This is a genomic window from Pseudomonas vranovensis DSM 16006 (genome assembly GCF_000425805.1).
Classification (GTDB): domain Bacteria; phylum Pseudomonadota; class Gammaproteobacteria; order Pseudomonadales; family Pseudomonadaceae; genus Aquipseudomonas; species Aquipseudomonas vranovensis.
Genome location: NZ_KE384456.1, coordinates 138503 through 155490 on the forward strand (window position 1 = coordinate 138503; position 16988 = coordinate 155490).

General features: G+C 61.2%; 17 protein-coding genes. 11 read left to right on the forward strand and 6 right to left on the reverse strand.

Annotated features, from left to right (window positions below):
- Positions 1-50: 50 nt before the first annotated feature.
- From asd to H621_RS0123160, 3 genes are read right to left on the reverse strand one after another with little or no spacing between them, the layout of a single operon-like run.
- A complete protein-coding gene (gene asd, locus H621_RS0123150; RefSeq protein WP_028945661.1) occupies positions 51-914 on the reverse strand; it encodes an archaetidylserine decarboxylase in 864 nt (287 codons plus the stop codon).
- A gap of 17 nt (positions 915-931) precedes the next feature.
- Positions 932-1741, reverse strand: a complete 810-nt coding sequence (locus H621_RS0123155) for a rhodanese-like domain-containing protein (protein WP_028945662.1) — start codon at positions 1739-1741, stop codon at positions 932-934.
- Positions 1742-1787: 46 nt separating this feature from the next.
- Positions 1788-3323 (reverse strand): HDOD domain-containing protein, encoded by a 1536-nt coding sequence (locus H621_RS0123160; RefSeq protein ID WP_028945663.1) that lies wholly within the window; start codon positions 3321-3323, stop codon positions 1788-1790.
- Positions 3324-3452: 129 nt separating this feature from the next.
- On the opposite strand from H621_RS0123160, the gene motA reads away from it, so the two are divergent.
- Together motA and motB are read left to right on the forward strand one after the other, a co-directional pair.
- Entirely contained in the window at positions 3453-4304 is an 852-nt protein-coding gene (motA, locus tag H621_RS0123165; protein WP_028945664.1) for a flagellar motor stator protein MotA, read from the forward strand.
- 3 nt (positions 4305-4307) lie between these two features.
- Positions 4308-5324 (forward strand): flagellar motor protein MotB, encoded by a 1017-nt coding sequence (gene motB, locus H621_RS0123170; protein WP_028945665.1) that lies wholly within the window; start codon positions 4308-4310, stop codon positions 5322-5324.
- Between the two features lie 67 nt (positions 5325-5391).
- Here the strand turns inward: motB and H621_RS0123175 are convergent, their stop codons facing one another.
- Positions 5392-5874 (reverse strand): toll/interleukin-1 receptor domain-containing protein, encoded by a 483-nt coding sequence (locus tag H621_RS0123175; RefSeq protein WP_028945666.1) that lies wholly within the window; start codon positions 5872-5874, stop codon positions 5392-5394.
- Between the two features lie 265 nt (positions 5875-6139).
- Positions 6140-7171 carry a small ribosomal subunit biogenesis GTPase RsgA gene (rsgA, locus tag H621_RS0123180; RefSeq protein ID WP_028945667.1) on the reverse strand — a complete coding sequence of 344 codons (1032 nt, stop codon included), beginning with the start codon at positions 7169-7171 and terminating at the stop codon, positions 6140-6142.
- 91 nt (positions 7172-7262) lie between these two features.
- On the opposite strand from rsgA, the gene orn reads away from it, so the two are divergent.
- Both orn and H621_RS0123190 read left to right on the forward strand, forming a co-directional pair.
- A complete protein-coding gene (gene orn, locus H621_RS0123185) occupies positions 7263-7805 on the forward strand; it encodes an oligoribonuclease (protein ID WP_028945668.1) in 543 nt (180 codons plus the stop codon).
- 100 nt (positions 7806-7905) lie between these two features.
- Complete coding sequence (locus tag H621_RS0123190) at positions 7906-8517, forward strand: trimeric intracellular cation channel family protein (RefSeq protein WP_028945669.1); 612 nt, start codon at positions 7906-7908, stop codon at positions 8515-8517.
- A 3-nt stretch (positions 8518-8520) separates the two neighbouring features.
- Here the strand turns inward: H621_RS0123190 and queG are convergent, their stop codons facing one another.
- Positions 8521-9606, reverse strand: a complete 1086-nt coding sequence (gene queG, locus H621_RS0123195; protein WP_028945670.1) for a tRNA epoxyqueuosine(34) reductase QueG — start codon at positions 9604-9606, stop codon at positions 8521-8523.
- A gap of 63 nt (positions 9607-9669) precedes the next feature.
- On the opposite strand from queG, the gene H621_RS0123200 reads away from it, so the two are divergent.
- From H621_RS0123200 to hflX, 7 genes are all read left to right on the forward strand, one after another.
- Positions 9670-10530, forward strand: a complete 861-nt coding sequence (locus tag H621_RS0123200; RefSeq protein ID WP_028945671.1) for an NAD(P)H-hydrate dehydratase — start codon at positions 9670-9672, stop codon at positions 10528-10530.
- Positions 10518-10988: a tRNA (adenosine(37)-N6)-threonylcarbamoyltransferase complex ATPase subunit type 1 TsaE gene (tsaE, locus tag H621_RS0123205; protein ID WP_028945672.1), complete on the forward strand. Its 471-nt coding sequence runs from the start codon at positions 10518-10520 to the stop codon at positions 10986-10988. Before H621_RS0123200 ends, tsaE begins: the two co-directional genes overlap by 13 nt.
- A gap of 3 nt (positions 10989-10991) precedes the next feature.
- Entirely contained in the window at positions 10992-12416 is a 1425-nt protein-coding gene (locus H621_RS0123210) for an N-acetylmuramoyl-L-alanine amidase (RefSeq protein WP_209420965.1), read from the forward strand.
- Entirely contained in the window at positions 12413-14320 is a 1908-nt protein-coding gene (mutL, locus tag H621_RS0123215) for a DNA mismatch repair endonuclease MutL (RefSeq protein WP_028945674.1), read from the forward strand. Before H621_RS0123210 ends, mutL begins: the two co-directional genes overlap by 4 nt.
- A gap of 1 nt (position 14321) precedes the next feature.
- The gene (gene miaA, locus H621_RS0123220; protein ID WP_028945675.1) at positions 14322-15293 is read left to right on the forward strand and encodes a tRNA (adenosine(37)-N6)-dimethylallyltransferase MiaA; all 972 of its coding nucleotides are present in this window, start codon (positions 14322-14324) and stop codon (positions 15291-15293) included.
- A gap of 97 nt (positions 15294-15390) precedes the next feature.
- A complete protein-coding gene (hfq, locus tag H621_RS0123225; RefSeq protein ID WP_028945676.1) occupies positions 15391-15651 on the forward strand; it encodes an RNA chaperone Hfq in 261 nt (86 codons plus the stop codon).
- A gap of 12 nt (positions 15652-15663) precedes the next feature.
- A complete protein-coding gene (hflX, locus tag H621_RS0123230; RefSeq protein WP_028945677.1) occupies positions 15664-16965 on the forward strand; it encodes a ribosome rescue GTPase HflX in 1302 nt (433 codons plus the stop codon).
- Positions 16966-16988: the final 23 nt, after the last annotated feature.

Consider the following 16988-nt stretch of genomic DNA (forward strand, 5'->3'; position numbering starts at 1 on the left):
CCAAGACAAGCCAATTAAAAAGCCCGCATCGCTGCGGGCTTTTTTTATGCTCAAGCCTGGGCAGGCATCGCCAGGCCTTGGCCCATGCTCACCGCAGACCCTGCGCCGAGCGTTTCAGCCCATTTGACCTGATCCGGGCCGAACAGTACGACGGCAGTCGAGCCCAATTTGAAGCGACCCAGCTCCGCACCTTTTTCCAGGTGGATCGGCGCCCGGCTGGCTTCGTCGTAACGGAAGGTCTTGAGCTCACGCTTGGGTGGCGTCACCAAGCCAGCCCAGACGGTTTCGATCGACGCGACGATCATTGCGCCCACCAGCACCACGGCCATCGGGCCGCGCTCGGTGTCGAACAGGCAAACCACGCGCTCGTTGCGGGCAAACAGCTCTGGCACGTTTTCGGCGGTGGTCTGGTTGACCGAGAACAGGCGGCCCGGGACGTAGATCATTTCGCGCAGGGTGCCGGCCAGCGGCATGTGTACGCGGTGGTAATCCTTGGGCGACAGGTAGATGGTGGCGAACTCACCGCCCATGAACGGCGCAGCGTTGGCTGGATCGCCACCCAGCAGCTCCAGGGCGCTGAAACTGTGACCCTTGGCCTGGAAAATGCGGCCGTGTTCGATCGGGCCGAGCTGGCTGACGGCACCGTCGGCCGGGCAGAGAATGGCCCCCGGGGTTTCATCCAGCGGGCGCGCGCCGGGTTTCAGGGCGCGGGTGAAGAAGGCATTGAAGTGTTCATATGCGGTGATGTCTTCGACCAGGGCCTGGGACATGTCGACCTGGTAGCGCTTGGCGAACCAGTTGGTGAAAGCATTCTTGAACCAGCGCACGCGGCACTCGGCAATGCAGCCGGCCAGGCGCGACAACAGGTGATGCGGCAGCAAATACTGGCTGATGATAAACAAGCGGGATTTCATTGGGTTTCCTTGATTCTTCAATGTTCTACAGGCGTGTCCGGGTGGTTGCCCCACTCGCCCCAGGAGCCGGCGTAGGCCTTGACTCGCGGGTAGCCCAGGGCCTTGGCTACCAGGTAGGTAAAGCCGGAACGGTGATGTGTCTGGCAGTGGGTGACCACTTCCTTGTCTTTGCTGATGCCCAGCTGTTCGAGGATTTCGGGCATGTCTTTGCGGATGCGCAGGTGATCGTTCAGGTCCATGCCGGCAGTCCACTCGAAGTTGACCGCGCCGGGAATGTGGCCACCTTTGGCGGCCAGGACTTTTTCACCCCGATACTCCCCCGGGCTACGCGCATCCCAGATGGCCAGGTCGGCAGCGCCGAGGCGGCTTTGCAAGTATTCGCGGGTGGCAGTGGGCTCTTCGTGCAGGACGAGGCTCACCGGACCGCCAGCACTGGCGGGTACTTCGGTGCTGAGGTTGTTCGCCGGCCATGCCTGTGCGCCACCATTCAGGTAGTGATAGCGCTTGTGGCCGATCACATCGAGCAGCCAGATAAAGCGCCCGGCCCAGCCACCGCCTTCGTCGTCATACACTACGTACACGGCGTTGGCATTGTGCCCCAGCTCACCGAACAGCTTTTCCAGGTCGGCCTTGGCCGGCAGCAAGCCCGGTGCCGGAGGTTGACCCAGCTGGGTGCGCTTGGGCTCGACGAAGCGTGCCCCGGGAATATGACCACTGCCGTAGCGATTGGCGCTGGTCAGGTCAACCAGGATCAACTCTGGCGCATCAAGCCGGGCTTGCAGGTCTACCGGCTCAATTACCAGGGGCAAGCCAGAAAAATCAGTCATCCAGAGTCTCCATGTCAGGGCAGGGGGAGCGATTGTAGCGCATGGGTCAGGCACTGCGGTGGCTGAAGGTGGTCAGGGACCGTTCGATGCACTGCGCGGTTTTGCCGAAGGCCTGCACACTGACGTCGGCCAGCGGTTTGCCGCTCTGGTCAGCCACCAGCAGCATCACGACTCGGCCATTGCTGGACAGTGAACGAAGCAACAGGTGTTCGCTGCGAAACAGTGCCTGCAGGGCCGGCGGAAGCAGTGGCGAGAACTGCGCCTGGTTCTCGGGTGTCAGGCGCAGTTGCGCAGCTTTGCTCATCAAACGCTGCAACAACTTGTTGTGTTCGACAGGTAGCACCAGGCCGGCAGCCTCGCGTGGCAGCCCGGCCAGTTGATGGACCCGCAACAAAGACTGCTGATTGTCGGTCATCAACAGCATCACCCGCTGCATACCACAGGCCACAAGGGTGTCACGGGCTTGGGTGGTCAAGTGAAGGGCGTTGGTGAAGGGGCTGGGCTCGGCCAGCAACTGCGCACAGAGCTTGCGCCAGGTACCCAGGGCCTGGGCCGAGGGCGGTGATGGCGCAACCTGGCCGGGGTGCAGGCGCTGCTGATTCCAGGGCCAGAGCAGCGCTTCGGCCGGATGGAACAACTGGGTGCAGGGATGTTTGCGAGCGCTGATGGCTGCTTGCTGATGAACCAACTGCTGGACGTCGTCCAGGGAAGTCTGCAGGTACAAGCTGCAGAGCATCTGCCAGCGCGCTACGTGGCCGTTGGTCCAGCCCACTTGTGCGGCGAGTGCCAGCCCATTGGCCAATAGCACGGTATTGGAAGGTTGGTTGAACCAGCGTCGCAATGCCGGCTGCGCGTCCAGCCGCTGTTGTTGGCGCAGGCTATTCTGGTCGCGGGCGATGAGCAGGGCCTTGGCCAATAGTCGGCGTTCCTCCTGGAGCAGGTGATAGCCGCGAGTAACCCACTCCGGCAGGCACCAATGCTCGGCCAGTGCCTTGCACAGGCTCAACACGCGCACACCAAACAACTCTTGTTCCACCCGCAGCGCCGACTCGCCCTTGTGCACCACCCGCAGCTCCCAGTCCTCGAGCAGCTTGGGGTGAGTCAAGGCCAGTGGCCACAGGGGCGACAGAAACAGCAGGCTGCCCCAGTGGATTTCTTGCCAAAGCCGCGCCAGGCGACTGGCGAACAGGCCGCTGGCCTGCTGACTGGCGTGCTGGCTGACCAACTGCAACTGCCGCAGTGTCGGGGCGATCTGGTGCTCGGGAAGTACAGGCAGGCGCTCCAGCAGCGCTGTTGTGCGCGCGAGCCCCAGTCGGTTGAGGGCAACCTCCAGGCTTTCAGCGGGTTCGCCGAGGCTGGTGTTGGTGTGGTGGTTGGCCTCGCGCATCACGCTGAGCACCAGGGCCGGGCTTCCTTGCATCAATTCGGCGATGTCGCGCAACGAGCGGCGGCTGTCGGCCATCGCCGCTTTTACCCGCTCGTAGCTGGCCTGCGGAATCGGCAGGCGAACGCTGTCGAGCAGTTTGACCCAGGCATCGAGTGATTGTGGTGTTTGACTTGGCACAGTGGTTTCAATAGGCATGCTGGAGGGGCCGAACTGGCTTTTCGCCTTGACTGACTATAGTCTGGCGCAGATCTGCCGATAAGTAGAAGAAGAGTTTTATTAACGTCCGCTCACGACCCTGACCACGACTGTAAGTGCTTTCTACCTATGGCTAAAATTATCGGCATCATCGTCGTATTCGCGAGCGTGCTCGGCGGATATGTTCTCTCTCACGGCAAGATTGCAGCGCTGATCCAGCCTTTTGAAGTGCTGATCATTGGCGGTGCGGCTTTTGGTGCGTTCCTCCAGGCCAACCCGGGTTACATGACCATGCATGTAATCAAGAAGTCCCTGAAGATGTTCGGTACGCGCTTTACCCACACCTTCTATATAGAAGTGCTGGGGCTGGTCTACGAGATTCTCAACAAGAGTCGGCGCGAAGGCATGATGGCGATCGAAGCCGATATCGAAGACGCCGCTGCCAGTCCCATTTTTGCCAAATACCCGGCTGTACTGGGCGATGACCGCATGACCGCATACATTTGCGATTACCTGCGCATCATGTCCACCGGCAACATGGCACCGCACGAACTCGAAGGCCTGTTCGACATGGAACTGCTGAGCATGAAAGAAGAGCTCGAGCACCCGTCCCATGCGGTGACCGGCATCGCCGATGGCATGCCAGGTTTCGGTATCGTTGCAGCTGTGCTGGGTATCGTGGTGACCATGGCCTCGCTGGGTGATGGCGACCAACAGTCCATCGGCCTGCACGTAGGTGCTGCGTTGGTCGGTACCTTCTTCGGTATTCTCGCCGCATATGGCTTCTTCGGCCCGCTGGCAACGGCCCTGCGCCAGGATGCCAAGGAAGAGCTGAATGTCTATGAAGCGATCAAGGCGTCACTGGTGGCCTCGGCTTCCGGCATGCCGCCGTCGCTGGCCGTAGAGTTCGGTCGCAAGGTGCTGTACCCGGCCCACCGTCCTAGCTTCTCCGAGCTGGAACAAGCGGTTCGCGGACGCTGAGTCATGGAGAACAATCAGCCCATTATCGTCAAGCGCATCAAGCGCTTCGGCGACGGCCATCACGGTGGCGCCTGGAAGATCGCCTTCGCTGACTTTGCCACGGCGATGATGGCGTTCTTCCTGGTGCTCTGGTTGCTGTCCACGGCCACGCCGGAACAGAAGATCGCCATTGCCGGCTACTTCAAAGACCCGATCGGGTTCTCCGAGAGTGGCACGCCTTATGTGATCGACCTGGGTGGCTCGCCCAAGCTCGCGCCGGAAAAAACCATCAACCCGGAAGAAAAGTCCGAGCACACGCCCGACACCAGTATCCAGTTGGACAAGGAACAGGTCGAGAGCATGGCCGAACAGGTCGAGCGTGAGCGACTTGAGCTGTTGCTGCAGGAGCTGCAGAACAAGGTCGAGGAAAACCCGCAGTTGCAGAAATTCAAGGACCAGATTCTCTTCGAAATTACCCAGGATGGCCTGCGTATCCAGATCATGGATGCCGAGAATCGGCCGATGTTCGATCTGGGCAGCGCACATTTGCAGCCTTACTTTGAAGACATCCTGCTGGCCATGGCCGATACCATCAAGGCGGTGCCCAACAAGATCAGCATCAGCGGCCATACCGATGCCAAGCCTTACGCGGGTACAGGCGAGTACGGCAACTGGGAGCTTTCGGCCAACCGTGCCAATGCGGCGCGTCGTGCACTGGTTGCCGGTGGCTACCCTGATAGCCAGGTAGCACGTGTAGTCGGCTATGCTTCTTCGTCGTTGTTTGACCGAGCGAACCCGCTCAATCCGGTAAACCGGCGCATTGATATCATCGTGCTGACCAAGAAGGCCCAGCGCACCATCGAAGGTGAGCAGCCCCAGCCAGCAGCGCCTGAAAACAATCCGCCGGCTCCTGTCACGCCTGCGCCTGCAGCGCCATCGCAAACAGTTCCCGAAGCCGAGCCGATGCAGCCGCGTGAGTTGCGCGAGAAGCTGAATATCTTCGAAGACGGTGTATTGAAGATGGATCAGAGCAAGGAGTGATTCCGCTTCATGATCGAAACGCCCGTGTGCAGTGATGTCCACGGGCTTTTTGCTTTAGGGGGATAGGTCAGAAGCCACGACGGATCTTGGCCTTGAGGTCGGCATGGAAAAAGTCCGCATTGGCGCGATTGGTGGCCTGGGCGTCAGGGTCTTCACGGGTGATCGAGCGCTTGAAGGTCCGTTCATCGTGATAGGCATGCACAAACAGGTCGATATGCTCGCGTGTGGTCATGATCGGCCATTTCTCCAGGTAACCCGATGGCGCGCTGCCTGCGTATTGGTACAACGACATGCGCCTGTTGGTCAGGGTGCCAGCGCCCAGTTGGAAGGGTAGCCACCACGCATGGGGCGTATCTTGCGATAGCACCACGATCAGATGGCTGCAGCTATTGACATGACGCGTGATGAGGCCGCAGATAGCGTCAGTGGTCTGTTGATCATCGTTGTCGAACAGGTCCAGCTGAGTGGCGATGCCTTCGAGTTTCAGGCGTTCGTTGATAGTGAAGGCGTCAAGCCGATCACTGTGGCGGTAGCTGATAAAAACAGGCATCAGAAGCACCCTCCGGGCAAGGTGCAGAGGCAGCGGATGGGCAAGGGTTGGATTGTCATAGTTGATTCCTTTCATGCACAGGGCATGGGGTGGCTCGCTTGGTGATGGCGAATCTGAAAGGTGACAATCTGCGAAAGTATTTCTGGCAGCAAGGGACCACGGCGAATAAGGAATTACCCCGCAATAGCCGGTAATTTCCCCTACAAAAATGCCGCTGTTTTGAGAGGTGAGGCTCGTTGCGAGCCTCACGCGGCGACTGAAAGTTTCAGTATGTGTCTTGAGGCAGGCTGGCGATGATCGAGCGGTAGCTGTTCATGCGCTGTTGTTGCACGCGACCATCCTCCAGGGCCTTGAGCAACGCGCAACCGGGTTCGCGGTCGTGCTTGCAATCGCGAAAGCGGCACGTGCCAATCAGGTCGTTGAACTCGATGAACCCGGCCTCGACATCGGCCCGACTGACATGGCCCAGGCCAAATTCGCGGATGCCGGGGGAGTCGATCAGCTCGCCGCCGCCAGGAAAGTGGTACAGGCGCGCGGTGGTGGTGGTGTGGGTACCTTGGCCGGACCACTCGGACAAATCGCCGACCCGGGTCTGCACTTCGGGCAGCAGGCTGTTGACCAGCGACGATTTGCCGACGCCCGACTGGCCAACGAACACGCTGATATGGCCATCCAGGCGTGCTTGCAGCTGCTGCATGCCGTCGCCGTGGTGGGCCGAAACTTCCAGTATCGGGTAGCCCAGTTGACGATACACCGCCAACAGCGCGTTGAGCGCCGGGGCGTTCTCCTCGTTGATCAGGTCGGCCTTGTTCAGCAGCAACAACGGATGAATGCCGGCATGTTCGGCTGCGACCAGGTAGCGATCGATCAGGTTGGCGTGAGGTTCGGGGGCCGGGGCAAAGACGATCACGATCAGGTCGACGTTGGCCGCCACCGGCTTGAGTTGGCCGCGACTGTCGGGCCGGCACAGCTCGGTGCTGCGTGGCATCTGCGCAACGATTACGCCGATACCCTGGTTGCCGGCGCGCCAGACGACACGGTCGCCAGTGACCAGCGCTGGCAGGTTGGCGCGCAAGTGACAACGAAATACCTGGCCGGCACCCTCGCCATCCTGGGCCTCGACCTCGACCTGTACGCCAAAGTGGGCGATGACCAGGCCGAGTTGCTCCGGCCCCAGGTCGCCGCCTTCGAGTTCCTTCAGGGTCTGTTGTTCGCGTTTGGCGGCGCGGGCAGCGCGTTCACCCTGGATTTTTTCGATCCGCCAGTTTTGGCGGCGATTGAGCTGGCGTTTGGCCATGAAGGTTCCGTGTTCGGCATGCATTATTAAACGGCGAGGAGTTTAGCACGCTCCACTAGGCTAAACTGCGCACCTACCGAGGAGCAGAATCATGCAGAACCCACAGAACCTGATCTGGATCGATCTGGAAATGACCGGCCTGGATCCGGACCATGACGTCATCATCGAGATGGCCACCATTGTCACCGACAGCGACCTGAACACCCTGGCCGAAGGCCCGGTGATTGCCATTCATCACAGCGATGAAGTGCTGGCGCGCATGGACGACTGGAATACCCGTACCCACGGTGCCTCGGGCCTGACCCAGCGGGTCAAGGACAGCAAGGTCAGCATGGCAGAAGCCGAAGCCCAGACCATTGCCTTCCTCGAACAGTGGGTGCCCAAGGGCAAGTCGCCGATCTGCGGCAACAGCATCTGCCAGGATCGACGCTTCCTGTATCGCCATATGCGCAGCCTGGAAAACTACTTCCACTACCGCAACCTTGATGTCTCTACCCTCAAGGAGCTGGCTGCACGCTGGGCGCCAGAGGTTCGCGACAGTTTCAAGAAGGGTGGAACCCACCTGGCGCTGGACGATATCCGCGAGTCGATCAACGAACTGCGCCATTATCGCGAGCACTTCATCAAGTTCTGACGGCTTCGGCGCAGGGTTGTACAGACAATCCATGCTGCGCCCCCTTTTGGTGCCTGTGGCAACTGGTTAGACTGCGCGCCCCCTTGCACGGATCTGCGCCATGTTGTTGATGCTCTACCTCATTGCAATCACCGCCGAAGCCATGACGGGCGCGTTGTCTGCGGGACGACGCGGCATGGACTGGTTCGGCGTGGTGTTGATCGCCTGCATCACCGCCCTGGGCGGCGGCTCGGTGCGCGATGTGCTATTGGGGCACTACCCGCTGACCTGGGTAAAACACCCGGAGTACCTGGTACTGACCAGCTTTGCCGCGTTGATGACCATCTTCATTGCGCCACTGATGCGGCATTTGCGCTCATTGTTCCTGGTACTCGATGCACTGGGGCTGGTGGCCTTTACTCTGATTGGCTGCATGACGGCGCTGGAGATGGGCCAGGGTATGCTGGTGGCATCGATCAGTGGGGTGATCACCGGGGTGTTTGGCGGCATCCTGCGGGATATTTTCTGTAACGATATTCCGTTGATCTTCCGCCGCGAACTCTACGCCAGTGTTTCCTTTGCGGCGGCCTGGTTCTACCTGGGGTGCGTCTATTTCAAGGTCCCGGGCGAGCAGGCCATCCTGCTCACGCTATTTGGCGGGTTCCTTCTGCGCCTGTTGGCCATCCGGTTCCATTGGGAAATGCCGAAGTTTCATTACAACGACGAGCATTGATTATCACGGAGCAGGTGCGGGCTTGCCCCGCGCGGCGTGTTGTTCGAGCGCCCATTGCACGTGCTCACGCACCAGCTCCGACGGATAATCCTGTCGCGCCTTGAGCGCCTCCAGCACCGGAATGGTCGAAGGCGCATTCCCCAGCCCGACCGCCAGGTTGCGTAACCAGCGCTCATAGCCGGCGCGGCGCAATGGCGAGCCTTCGGTGTTGCTGAGGAACGTGGCTTCGTCCCACAGAAACAACTCGGCAAGCCCGGCGTTATCCAGGTTGTGCCGCGGTTTGAAGTCATTCTCGCTGGTGGGCCGGGCGAAGCGGTTCCAGGGGCAGACGATCTGACAGTCATCGCAGCCGAATACGCGGTTGCCGATCAATGCCCGCAGCTCTTCGGGGATGGCGCTTTTCAGCTCGATGGTCAGGTAGGAGATGCACCGGCGCGCGTCCAGTACATACGGACCGACAAATGCCTGGGTCGGGCAGATATCCAGGCAGGCACTGCAGCGGCCGCAATGTTCGCTGGCCTGCGGTGGGTCGACAGGTAGCGGCAGATCGACGAACAACTCGCTGAGAAAGAAGTAGCTGCCGGCCTTGCGGTTGAGCAGCAAGGTATTCTTGCCGATCCAGCCCAGACCGGCCTGCTCGGCAATGGCTTTCTCCAGTACCGGGGCGCTATCGACGAACGCGCGGAAGCCAAACGGGCCGATCTCTGTCTGGATGCGTTCGGCCAGGTGTTGCACGCGCTTGCGGATCAGCTTGTGATAATCGCGGCCCAAAGCGTAACGGGAGATGTAGGCCTTCTCTGGATGAGCCAGTTGCTGGGCCATGCGGGTGTCCCCCGGCAGGTAGTCCATGCGCAGCGACACCACGCGCAGGGTGCCTGGCACCAGTTCGTCGGGGTGCGAGCGCTTGCTGCCATGGGCGCCCATGTAGTCCATCTCACCGTGGTAGCCCGCGTGCAGCCAGCGTTCCAGGTGTTGCTCGTGCTCGGCCAGATCCACCCCGGCGATGCCGACATGGGCAAAGCCGAGTTCTTTGCCCCAATCCTTGATCGATTGGGCCAGTGCGGGAAGATCGGGGATGGCAGCAGACATGGGAAATAAGGCAACGCAGACTCAGGTGCGTATAATTCTGCCAGACATCGGAGCCTTTGACCCATGCCTCAGACCAAACACCCTCCTGGCCAGCTGGAACTACTGACCAGTATCGGCCTCGCGCCACTACCACCCCGCGCGCTTGCGGCCCAGAAAGGTGACTTCGGCCACGTGCTGGTGGTAGGTGGCGACCGAGGTACCGGCGGTGCCGTCCTGCTCAGCGCCGAAGCAGCATTGCGCTGCGGGGCCGGGCTGGTATCGCTGGCCACCCGCAGTGAGCAGGTACCCGCTGCCCTGGCGCGCTTGCCGGAGGTGATGGCCCTGGGCGTTCATTCTGCCAACCAGCTGATGACACCCATCGAGCGCGCATCGGTACTGGTGGTAGGGCCGGGCCTGGGGCAGGCCGCCTGGGGGCGTAGCCTGTTGTCGGCAGTCGCTAATGCCAAGGTGCCGCAAGTATGGGACGCCGATGCCTTGAACCTGCTGGCCCGAGCACCATTGCCGCTGCACGCGGGTTCCCTGATCACGCCGCACCCGGGGGAGGCAGCCCGGTTGCTGGGGATCTCCACCGAGGCGGTCCAGGCGGACCGTCCCGGGGCTGCGCGCAAACTGGCGCGCAAATATGCGGTCGTGTGTGTACTCAAGGGTGCTGGCACCCTGATTGCGGACCCGGTCGGGAGCGTGGCGCTGTGCAAGCGCGGGCATCCCGCCATGACGGGCGCGGGCCTGGGGGATGTATTGAGTGGGGTATTGGCCGCCCTGTTGGCCCAGAAGATGTCGAGCTGGGACGCAGCGTGCCTGGGTGTCTGGCTTCACGCCTGTGCCGGCGAGCGGCTGGGCGCGCAAGGCCGCGGGCTGGCGGCCAGTGATCTGGTCCCGGCGATTCGTCATTTATTGGAGGAGCATTCAGCGTGTCAGGCGTAACCCTGTTTTTGGCCGACGAAGAGGCCATGGTCCGCTTCGGCGCCCGCATTGCCGAGGTGACCAGAGGTCACGGCGTGATATTTCTTGAAGGGGACCTGGGGGCGGGCAAGACCACCCTGTCGCGGGGCATCATTCGTGGCCTCGGGCACACTGGCGCAGTCAAAAGCCCGACCTTCACGGTGGTAGAACCCTATGAAATCGGTGAGGTTCGCGCCTTCCATTTCGACCTCTATCGCCTGGTCGATCCAGAAGAGCTGGAGTTCATGGGCATCCGTGACTATTTCGAAGGTGATGCCCTGTGCCTGTTTGAATGGCCCCAAAACGGGGCGGGTGTTTTGCCAAAGCCCGACCTGACCATTACCATAAGCCCCCAGGCGAGCGGACGTTCGCTGAACCTGTCGCCGCAGGGGGCACGTGGCGAAGCCTGGTGTGCCGCTCTGGCCTTGGAATTCAAATAGAAAATGGGGATAGGTATGCGCTTTCGCGCACTGGTTGCGGTCGTAGGATTGCTGCTTACGGCGGTAACTGTTGATGCACTGGCCGTCACGCAAGTCAAAAGTATGCGTTTGTGGCGAGCGCCGGATAACACACGGCTGGTGTTCGACCTTTCCGGGCCTGTGCAGCACAGCGTATTTACGCTGACGGCACCCGATCGCCTGGTCATCGACATCAACGGTGCGACCCTGGCCGCGCCCCTGACGGTCTCGACCTCCAATACGCCGATCACGAGCGTGCGCTCGGCCCAGCGTACGCCTACCGACCTGCGCGTAGTGATCGACCTGAACAAATCGGTCACCCCCAAGAGTTTTACCCTCGCGCCCAACGCCCAGTATGGCAATCGCCTGGTCGTCGACCTGTTCGACCAGGCGGCCGACGCCGTCTCGCCGCCGCCCACCCCTCCGGTCGCTACCACCCCGGCCGTACCTGTGACGCCTACGCAGCCGGCGATCAAGCTGACCCCCGTGCCCAATGGCAAGCGTGACATCGTGATCGCCATCGATGCCGGCCACGGCGGTGAAGATCCGGGGGCTTCAGGGTCTCGGGGGCAGCATGAGAAAGACATCGTGCTGTCGATTGCCAAGGAGCTGCAGCGTCAGATCAACGGCGAAAAAGGTTATCGCGCCGAGCTGACCCGTACCGGCGACTACTTCATCCCGCTGCGCAAGCGCACCGAGATTGCCCGCAAGAAGGGCGCCGACCTGTTTATCTCGATCCATGCCGACGCCGCGCCCTCCAAGGCCGCTTTCGGTGCCTCGGTGTTTGCCCTGTCTGACCGTGGTGCTACCTCGGAAACCGCGCGGTGGCTGGCTGACAGCGAAAACCGCTCGGACCTGATCGGGGGCGCTGGCAACGTCAGCCTGGATGACAAGGACCGCATGCTCGCCGGCGTGCTCCTTGACTTGTCGATGACGGCCTCGCTGAGTTCGAGCCTGAACGTCGGACAGAAAGTGCTGGGGAACATGGGCCGGGTCACGCCGCTGCACAAGCGCCGCGTCGAACAAGCAGGCTTCATGGTGCTCAAGTCCCCGGATATCCCGTCGATCCTGGTAGAAACCGGCTTTATCTCCAACGCCAATGAGGCAGCCAAGCTGGCCACGTCGAGCCACCAGCAATCCCTGGCTCGCTCGATCCATAGTGGCGTGCGGCAGTTTTTCCAGCAGAACCCGCCACCAGGCACCTATATCGCGTTCCTGCGTGACAGTGGCAAGATCGCCCAGGGGCCACGCGAACATAGCGTGCGCCCTGGCGAAACCCTGGCCATGATCGCGGTGCGCTATCAGGTCAGCGTAGGCAGCCTGCGCAGCGCCAACAACCTCAAGAGCGATGAGCTCAAGGTTGGACAGGCCCTGAACATTCCGACCACTGCCCTGGCGGCTCAGCAATGACCGACAGCGCCCGGATCGAACTGCTCAGCCCACGGCTGGCGAACCAGATTGCCGCCGGCGAGGTGGTCGAGCGTCCGGCATCGGTCATCAAGGAGCTGCTGGAAAACAGCCTGGACTCCGGTGCCCGGCGCATTGATGTGGAAGTGGAGCAGGGCGGCGTCAAGCTGCTGCGGGTACGCGACGACGGCAGCGGCATCGCTGCCGATGACCTGCCGCTGGCTTTGGCCCGGCACGCCACCAGCAAAATTCGCGATCTTGAGGATCTTGAGCGGGTCATGAGCCTGGGGTTCCGGGGTGAAGCCCTGGCTTCGATCAGCTCGGTGGCGCGCCTGACCCTCACCTCGCGCACCCGCGAAGCCGAGCAGGCCTGGCAGGTGGAAACCGAAGGCCGCGACATGGCTCCGCGGGTGCAGCCGGCGGCCCACCCAGTAGGGACTTCGGTGGAAGTGCGCGACCTGTTTTTCAACACCCCTGCTCGTCGCAAGTTTCTCAAGACTGAAAAAACCGAATTCGACCACTTGCAGGAAGTGATCCGGCGCCTGGCGCTGGCGCGTTTCGATGTGGGTTTTCACCTGCGTCACAACGGCAAGAGCATACTCAGCCTGCACGACGCCCATGACGACACGGCCCGCGCCCGGCGCGTGGCGGCAATCTGCGGCCCGGGCTTCCTTGAACAGGCCTTGCCGATCGAAGTCGAGCGCAATGGCTTGCACCTCTGGGGTTGGGTAGGGTTGCCGACGTTTTCACGTAGCCAGGCCGATCTGCAGTACTTCTTCGTCAATGGCCGTGCCGTGCGCGACAAGCTGGTCGCCCATGCTGTGCGCCAGGCCTACCGTGACGTGTTGTTCAACGGTCGGCATCCCACCTTTGTGCTGTTTTTCGAGGTCGACCCCACCGGGGTCGATGTCAACGTTCACCCCACCAAGCACGAAGTCCGCTTTCGTGACGGGCGCATGGTCCATGATTTTCTCTACGGCACCCTGCACCGTGCCTTGGCCGATGTGCGCCCTGAAGACCAGTTGGCAGCGCCCGCGGCGACCAGCGAGATCATTCGTCCCAGCGGCATCCAGGCAGGTGAGTTCGGCCCCCAGGGCGAAATGCGCCTGGCTGCCAACCTGCTCGAGCAGCCGGTGGCTGAACCGGGCATGCGCCCAGCGACCGGCAGCGCTGCTGGTGGAGCGGGTGCAGGCTATCAATACCAATACTCTCCGCGCCCGGCTCAGGCCGTCCCGGCTGCCGAGGCGCGGAGTGCCTATCGCGAGTTCTTTGCCCCGCTCAGTGACGCCACGCCGGCCGCTTTGCCTGAGGGCCAGGGAGACATTCCGCCGCTGGGCTATGCCCTGGCCCAGCTCAAGGGTATCTATATCCTGGCCGAAAACGCCGTGGGTCTGGTGCTGGTAGACATGCATGCGGCCCACGAGCGCATCATGTACGAGCGCCTCAAGGTGGCCATGGCCAGCGAAGGCCTCAGTGGCCAGCCGCTGCTGGTACCCGAGTCCCTTGCCTTGAGCCAGCGTGAGGCCGATTGCGCCGAAGAGCACGCGGAGTGGTTCCAGCGCCTGGGCTTCGAACTGCAACGCCTGGGCCCGGAAAGCCTGGCGATCCGACAGATCCCGGCACTCCTCAAGCAGGCCGAGGCCAATCGCCTGGTTCAGGATGTACTGGCCGACCTGATGGAGTACGGTACCAGTGACCGTATCCAGGCCCACCTGAACGAACTGCTTGGCACCATGGCGTGCCACGGCGCCATTCGCGCCAACCGACGCCTGGCCGTAGCCGAGATGAACGGACTGCTGCGCGACATGGAAAACACCGAGCGCAGCGGCCAATGCAACCATGGTCGACCAACCTGGACCCAACTGGGCCTGGACGATCTGGACAAACTGTTCCTGCGCGGTCGATAAGATGAGTGGTAAACCTCCCGCAATATTTCTGATGGGCCCGACTGCGGCGGGCAAAACCGATCTGGCTATCGAACTGACGAAGGTGCTGCCTTGCGAGTTGATCAGTGTCGACTCGGCGCTGGTCTATCGCGGCATGGATATTGGTACGGCCAAGCCCTCCAAAGAGGTGCTGGCCGCTCATCCACACCGGTTGATCGACATCCTCGACCCGGCCCAGAGCTATTCCGCTGCCGACTTTCGTCGTGACGCCCTTGAGGCAATGGCTGACATCACCGCACGGGGCAAGATTCCGCTGCTGGTCGGCGGCACCATGCTTTATTACAAGGCGCTGCTTGACGGCCTGGCTGATATGCCGGCGGCTGATCCACAGGTGCGTGCGGAGCTTGAAGAAGAGGCGGCGCGCCTCGGGTTGCAGGCTTTGCACCAGCAATTGGCGGCAGTCGATCCTGAATCGGCGGCGAGGATTCATCCCAACGACCCCCAGCGCCTGATTCGCGCGCTGGAAGTTTACCGGGTCAGTGGCATGAGTATGACGTCACATCGCCAGCGTCAATCCGCTGAAAGTAGCGCAGCAGGCGCTTCGGGGGCGGGACATTTGCCCTATACTGTCGCCAGCCTGGCCATTGCGCCAAACGATCGTCATGTGTTGCACGAGCGGATTGCGTTACGATTCGGGCAAATGCTGGAACAGGGCTTCGTTGACGAGGTCCGATTGCTGCGAGCCAGAAGTGACTTGCACGCGGGGCTGCCGTCTATACGGGCGGTTGGTTATCGCCAGGTCTGGGATCACCTTGATGGCAAGTTGACATCGCTGGAGATGAAGGAGCGCGGCATTATTGCTACTCGCCAATTGGCGAAACGGCAATTCACCTGGTTGCGTAGTTGGGCTGACCTGCATTGGCTGGATAGCCTGGCTTGCGACAATCTGTCTCGCACCTTGAAATACCTTGGATCGGTCTCCATATTGAGCTGAGTCTTTGTAATTGCCGTCTATCCTTGGGGGTGGGGCGGCTTGAGCCATCAGTTTTTCTTTGATTTTTTTACTATTGATCCTTACAGGAGTGCGGCATATGTCAAAAGGGCATTCGCTACAAGACCCTTACTTGAATACTTTGAGAAAAGAAAAAGTTGGGGTTTCGATTTATCTGGTCAACGGTATCAAGCTGCAAGGCACGATCGAATCTTTCGACCAGTTCGTGATCCTGCTGAAAAACACCGTCAGCCAGATGGTTTACAAGCACGCCATCTCGACAGTTGTTCCTGTGCGTCCGATCCGTCTGCCAAGTGCATCCGAATCCGAGCATGGCGACGCTGAGCCAGGTAACGCCTGATAGGAGTCTGCTTTGTTCTTTGAGCGCCACGGTGGTGGTGAACGAGCGGTCCTCGTTCACTTGGAAGGTCAGAACCCTGAGGCGCGCGAAGATCCGCAGGAGTTTCAGGAGCTGGCATTGTCGGCTGGGGCCGATATTGTCGCGTTCGCCAATGTGGCGCGACATCAGCCCACCGCCAAATACCTGATTGGCAGCGGCAAGGTCGAGGAATTGCGCGACCTGGTCCATGCCGAACAGGTAGATCTGGTGATTTTCAATCACACCCTCACACCCAGTCAGGAACGTAACCTCGAACGCATCTTCGAGTGTCGCGTGCTTGATCGTACCGGTCTGATTCTCGATATCTTCGCCCAGCGGGCGCGTACCCATGAAGGCAAGCTGCAGGTCGAGCTGGCCCAGCTTGAGCACATGAGCACGCGGCTGGTTCGAGGCTGGACGCACCTTGAACGGCAGAAAGGTGGTATCGGTCTGCGCGGCCCGGGTGAGACCCAGCTGGAAACCGACCGGCGACTGCTGCGTGTTCGCCTGCGTCAGATCAAGGCTCGCCTTGAGAAGGTGCGCAGCCAGCGCGAGCAGGCACGTCGGGGTCGCAAGCGGGCAGATATTCCTTCAGTTTCCCTGGTCGGCTATACCAACGCCGGCAAATCGACCCTGTTCAATGCCCTGACCCAATCCGAGGTCTATGCGGCCGACCAGCTGTTCGCCACCCTCGACCCGACCTTGCGCCGGCTCGAGATCGACGACGTCGGGCCGATCGTGCTGGCAGACACCGTAGGCTTCATTCGCCACCTGCCGCACAAGCTGGTCGAAGCTTTTCGGGCTACGCTCGAAGAGTCGAGCAACTCCGACCTGCTGCTGCACGTGATCGACGCCCATGAGCCTGATCGCATGGAGCAGATCGAGCAGGTGATGGCGGTACTGGGGGAGATTGGTGCAGAAGGCTTGCCGATCCTCGAGGTCTATAACAAACTCGACCTGCTTGAGGGCGTCGAGCCGCAGATTCAGCGCGATGCCGACGGCAAGCCGCAGCGGGTCTGGGTTTCAGCGCGTGATGGACGCGGCCTGGAGTTGGTGGGGCAGGCGGTAGCCGAGTTGCTGGGGGATGACCTGTTTATCGGAACCTTGCGCCTTGAACAGCGTTTTGCGCGGTTGCGTGCGCAGTTCTTTGAACTGGGCGCGGTGCAGAGCGAGGAGCATGACGATGAAGGCAGCAGCCTGTTGGCGGTGCGTTTGTCCCGGGTCGAACTCAATCGCCTGGTCAGTCGCGCGGGCCTGAAGCCGTTGGAGTTCATCGAGCAACATACTTTGCAATAAATGCCCGGCGACGCGGTCGGGCA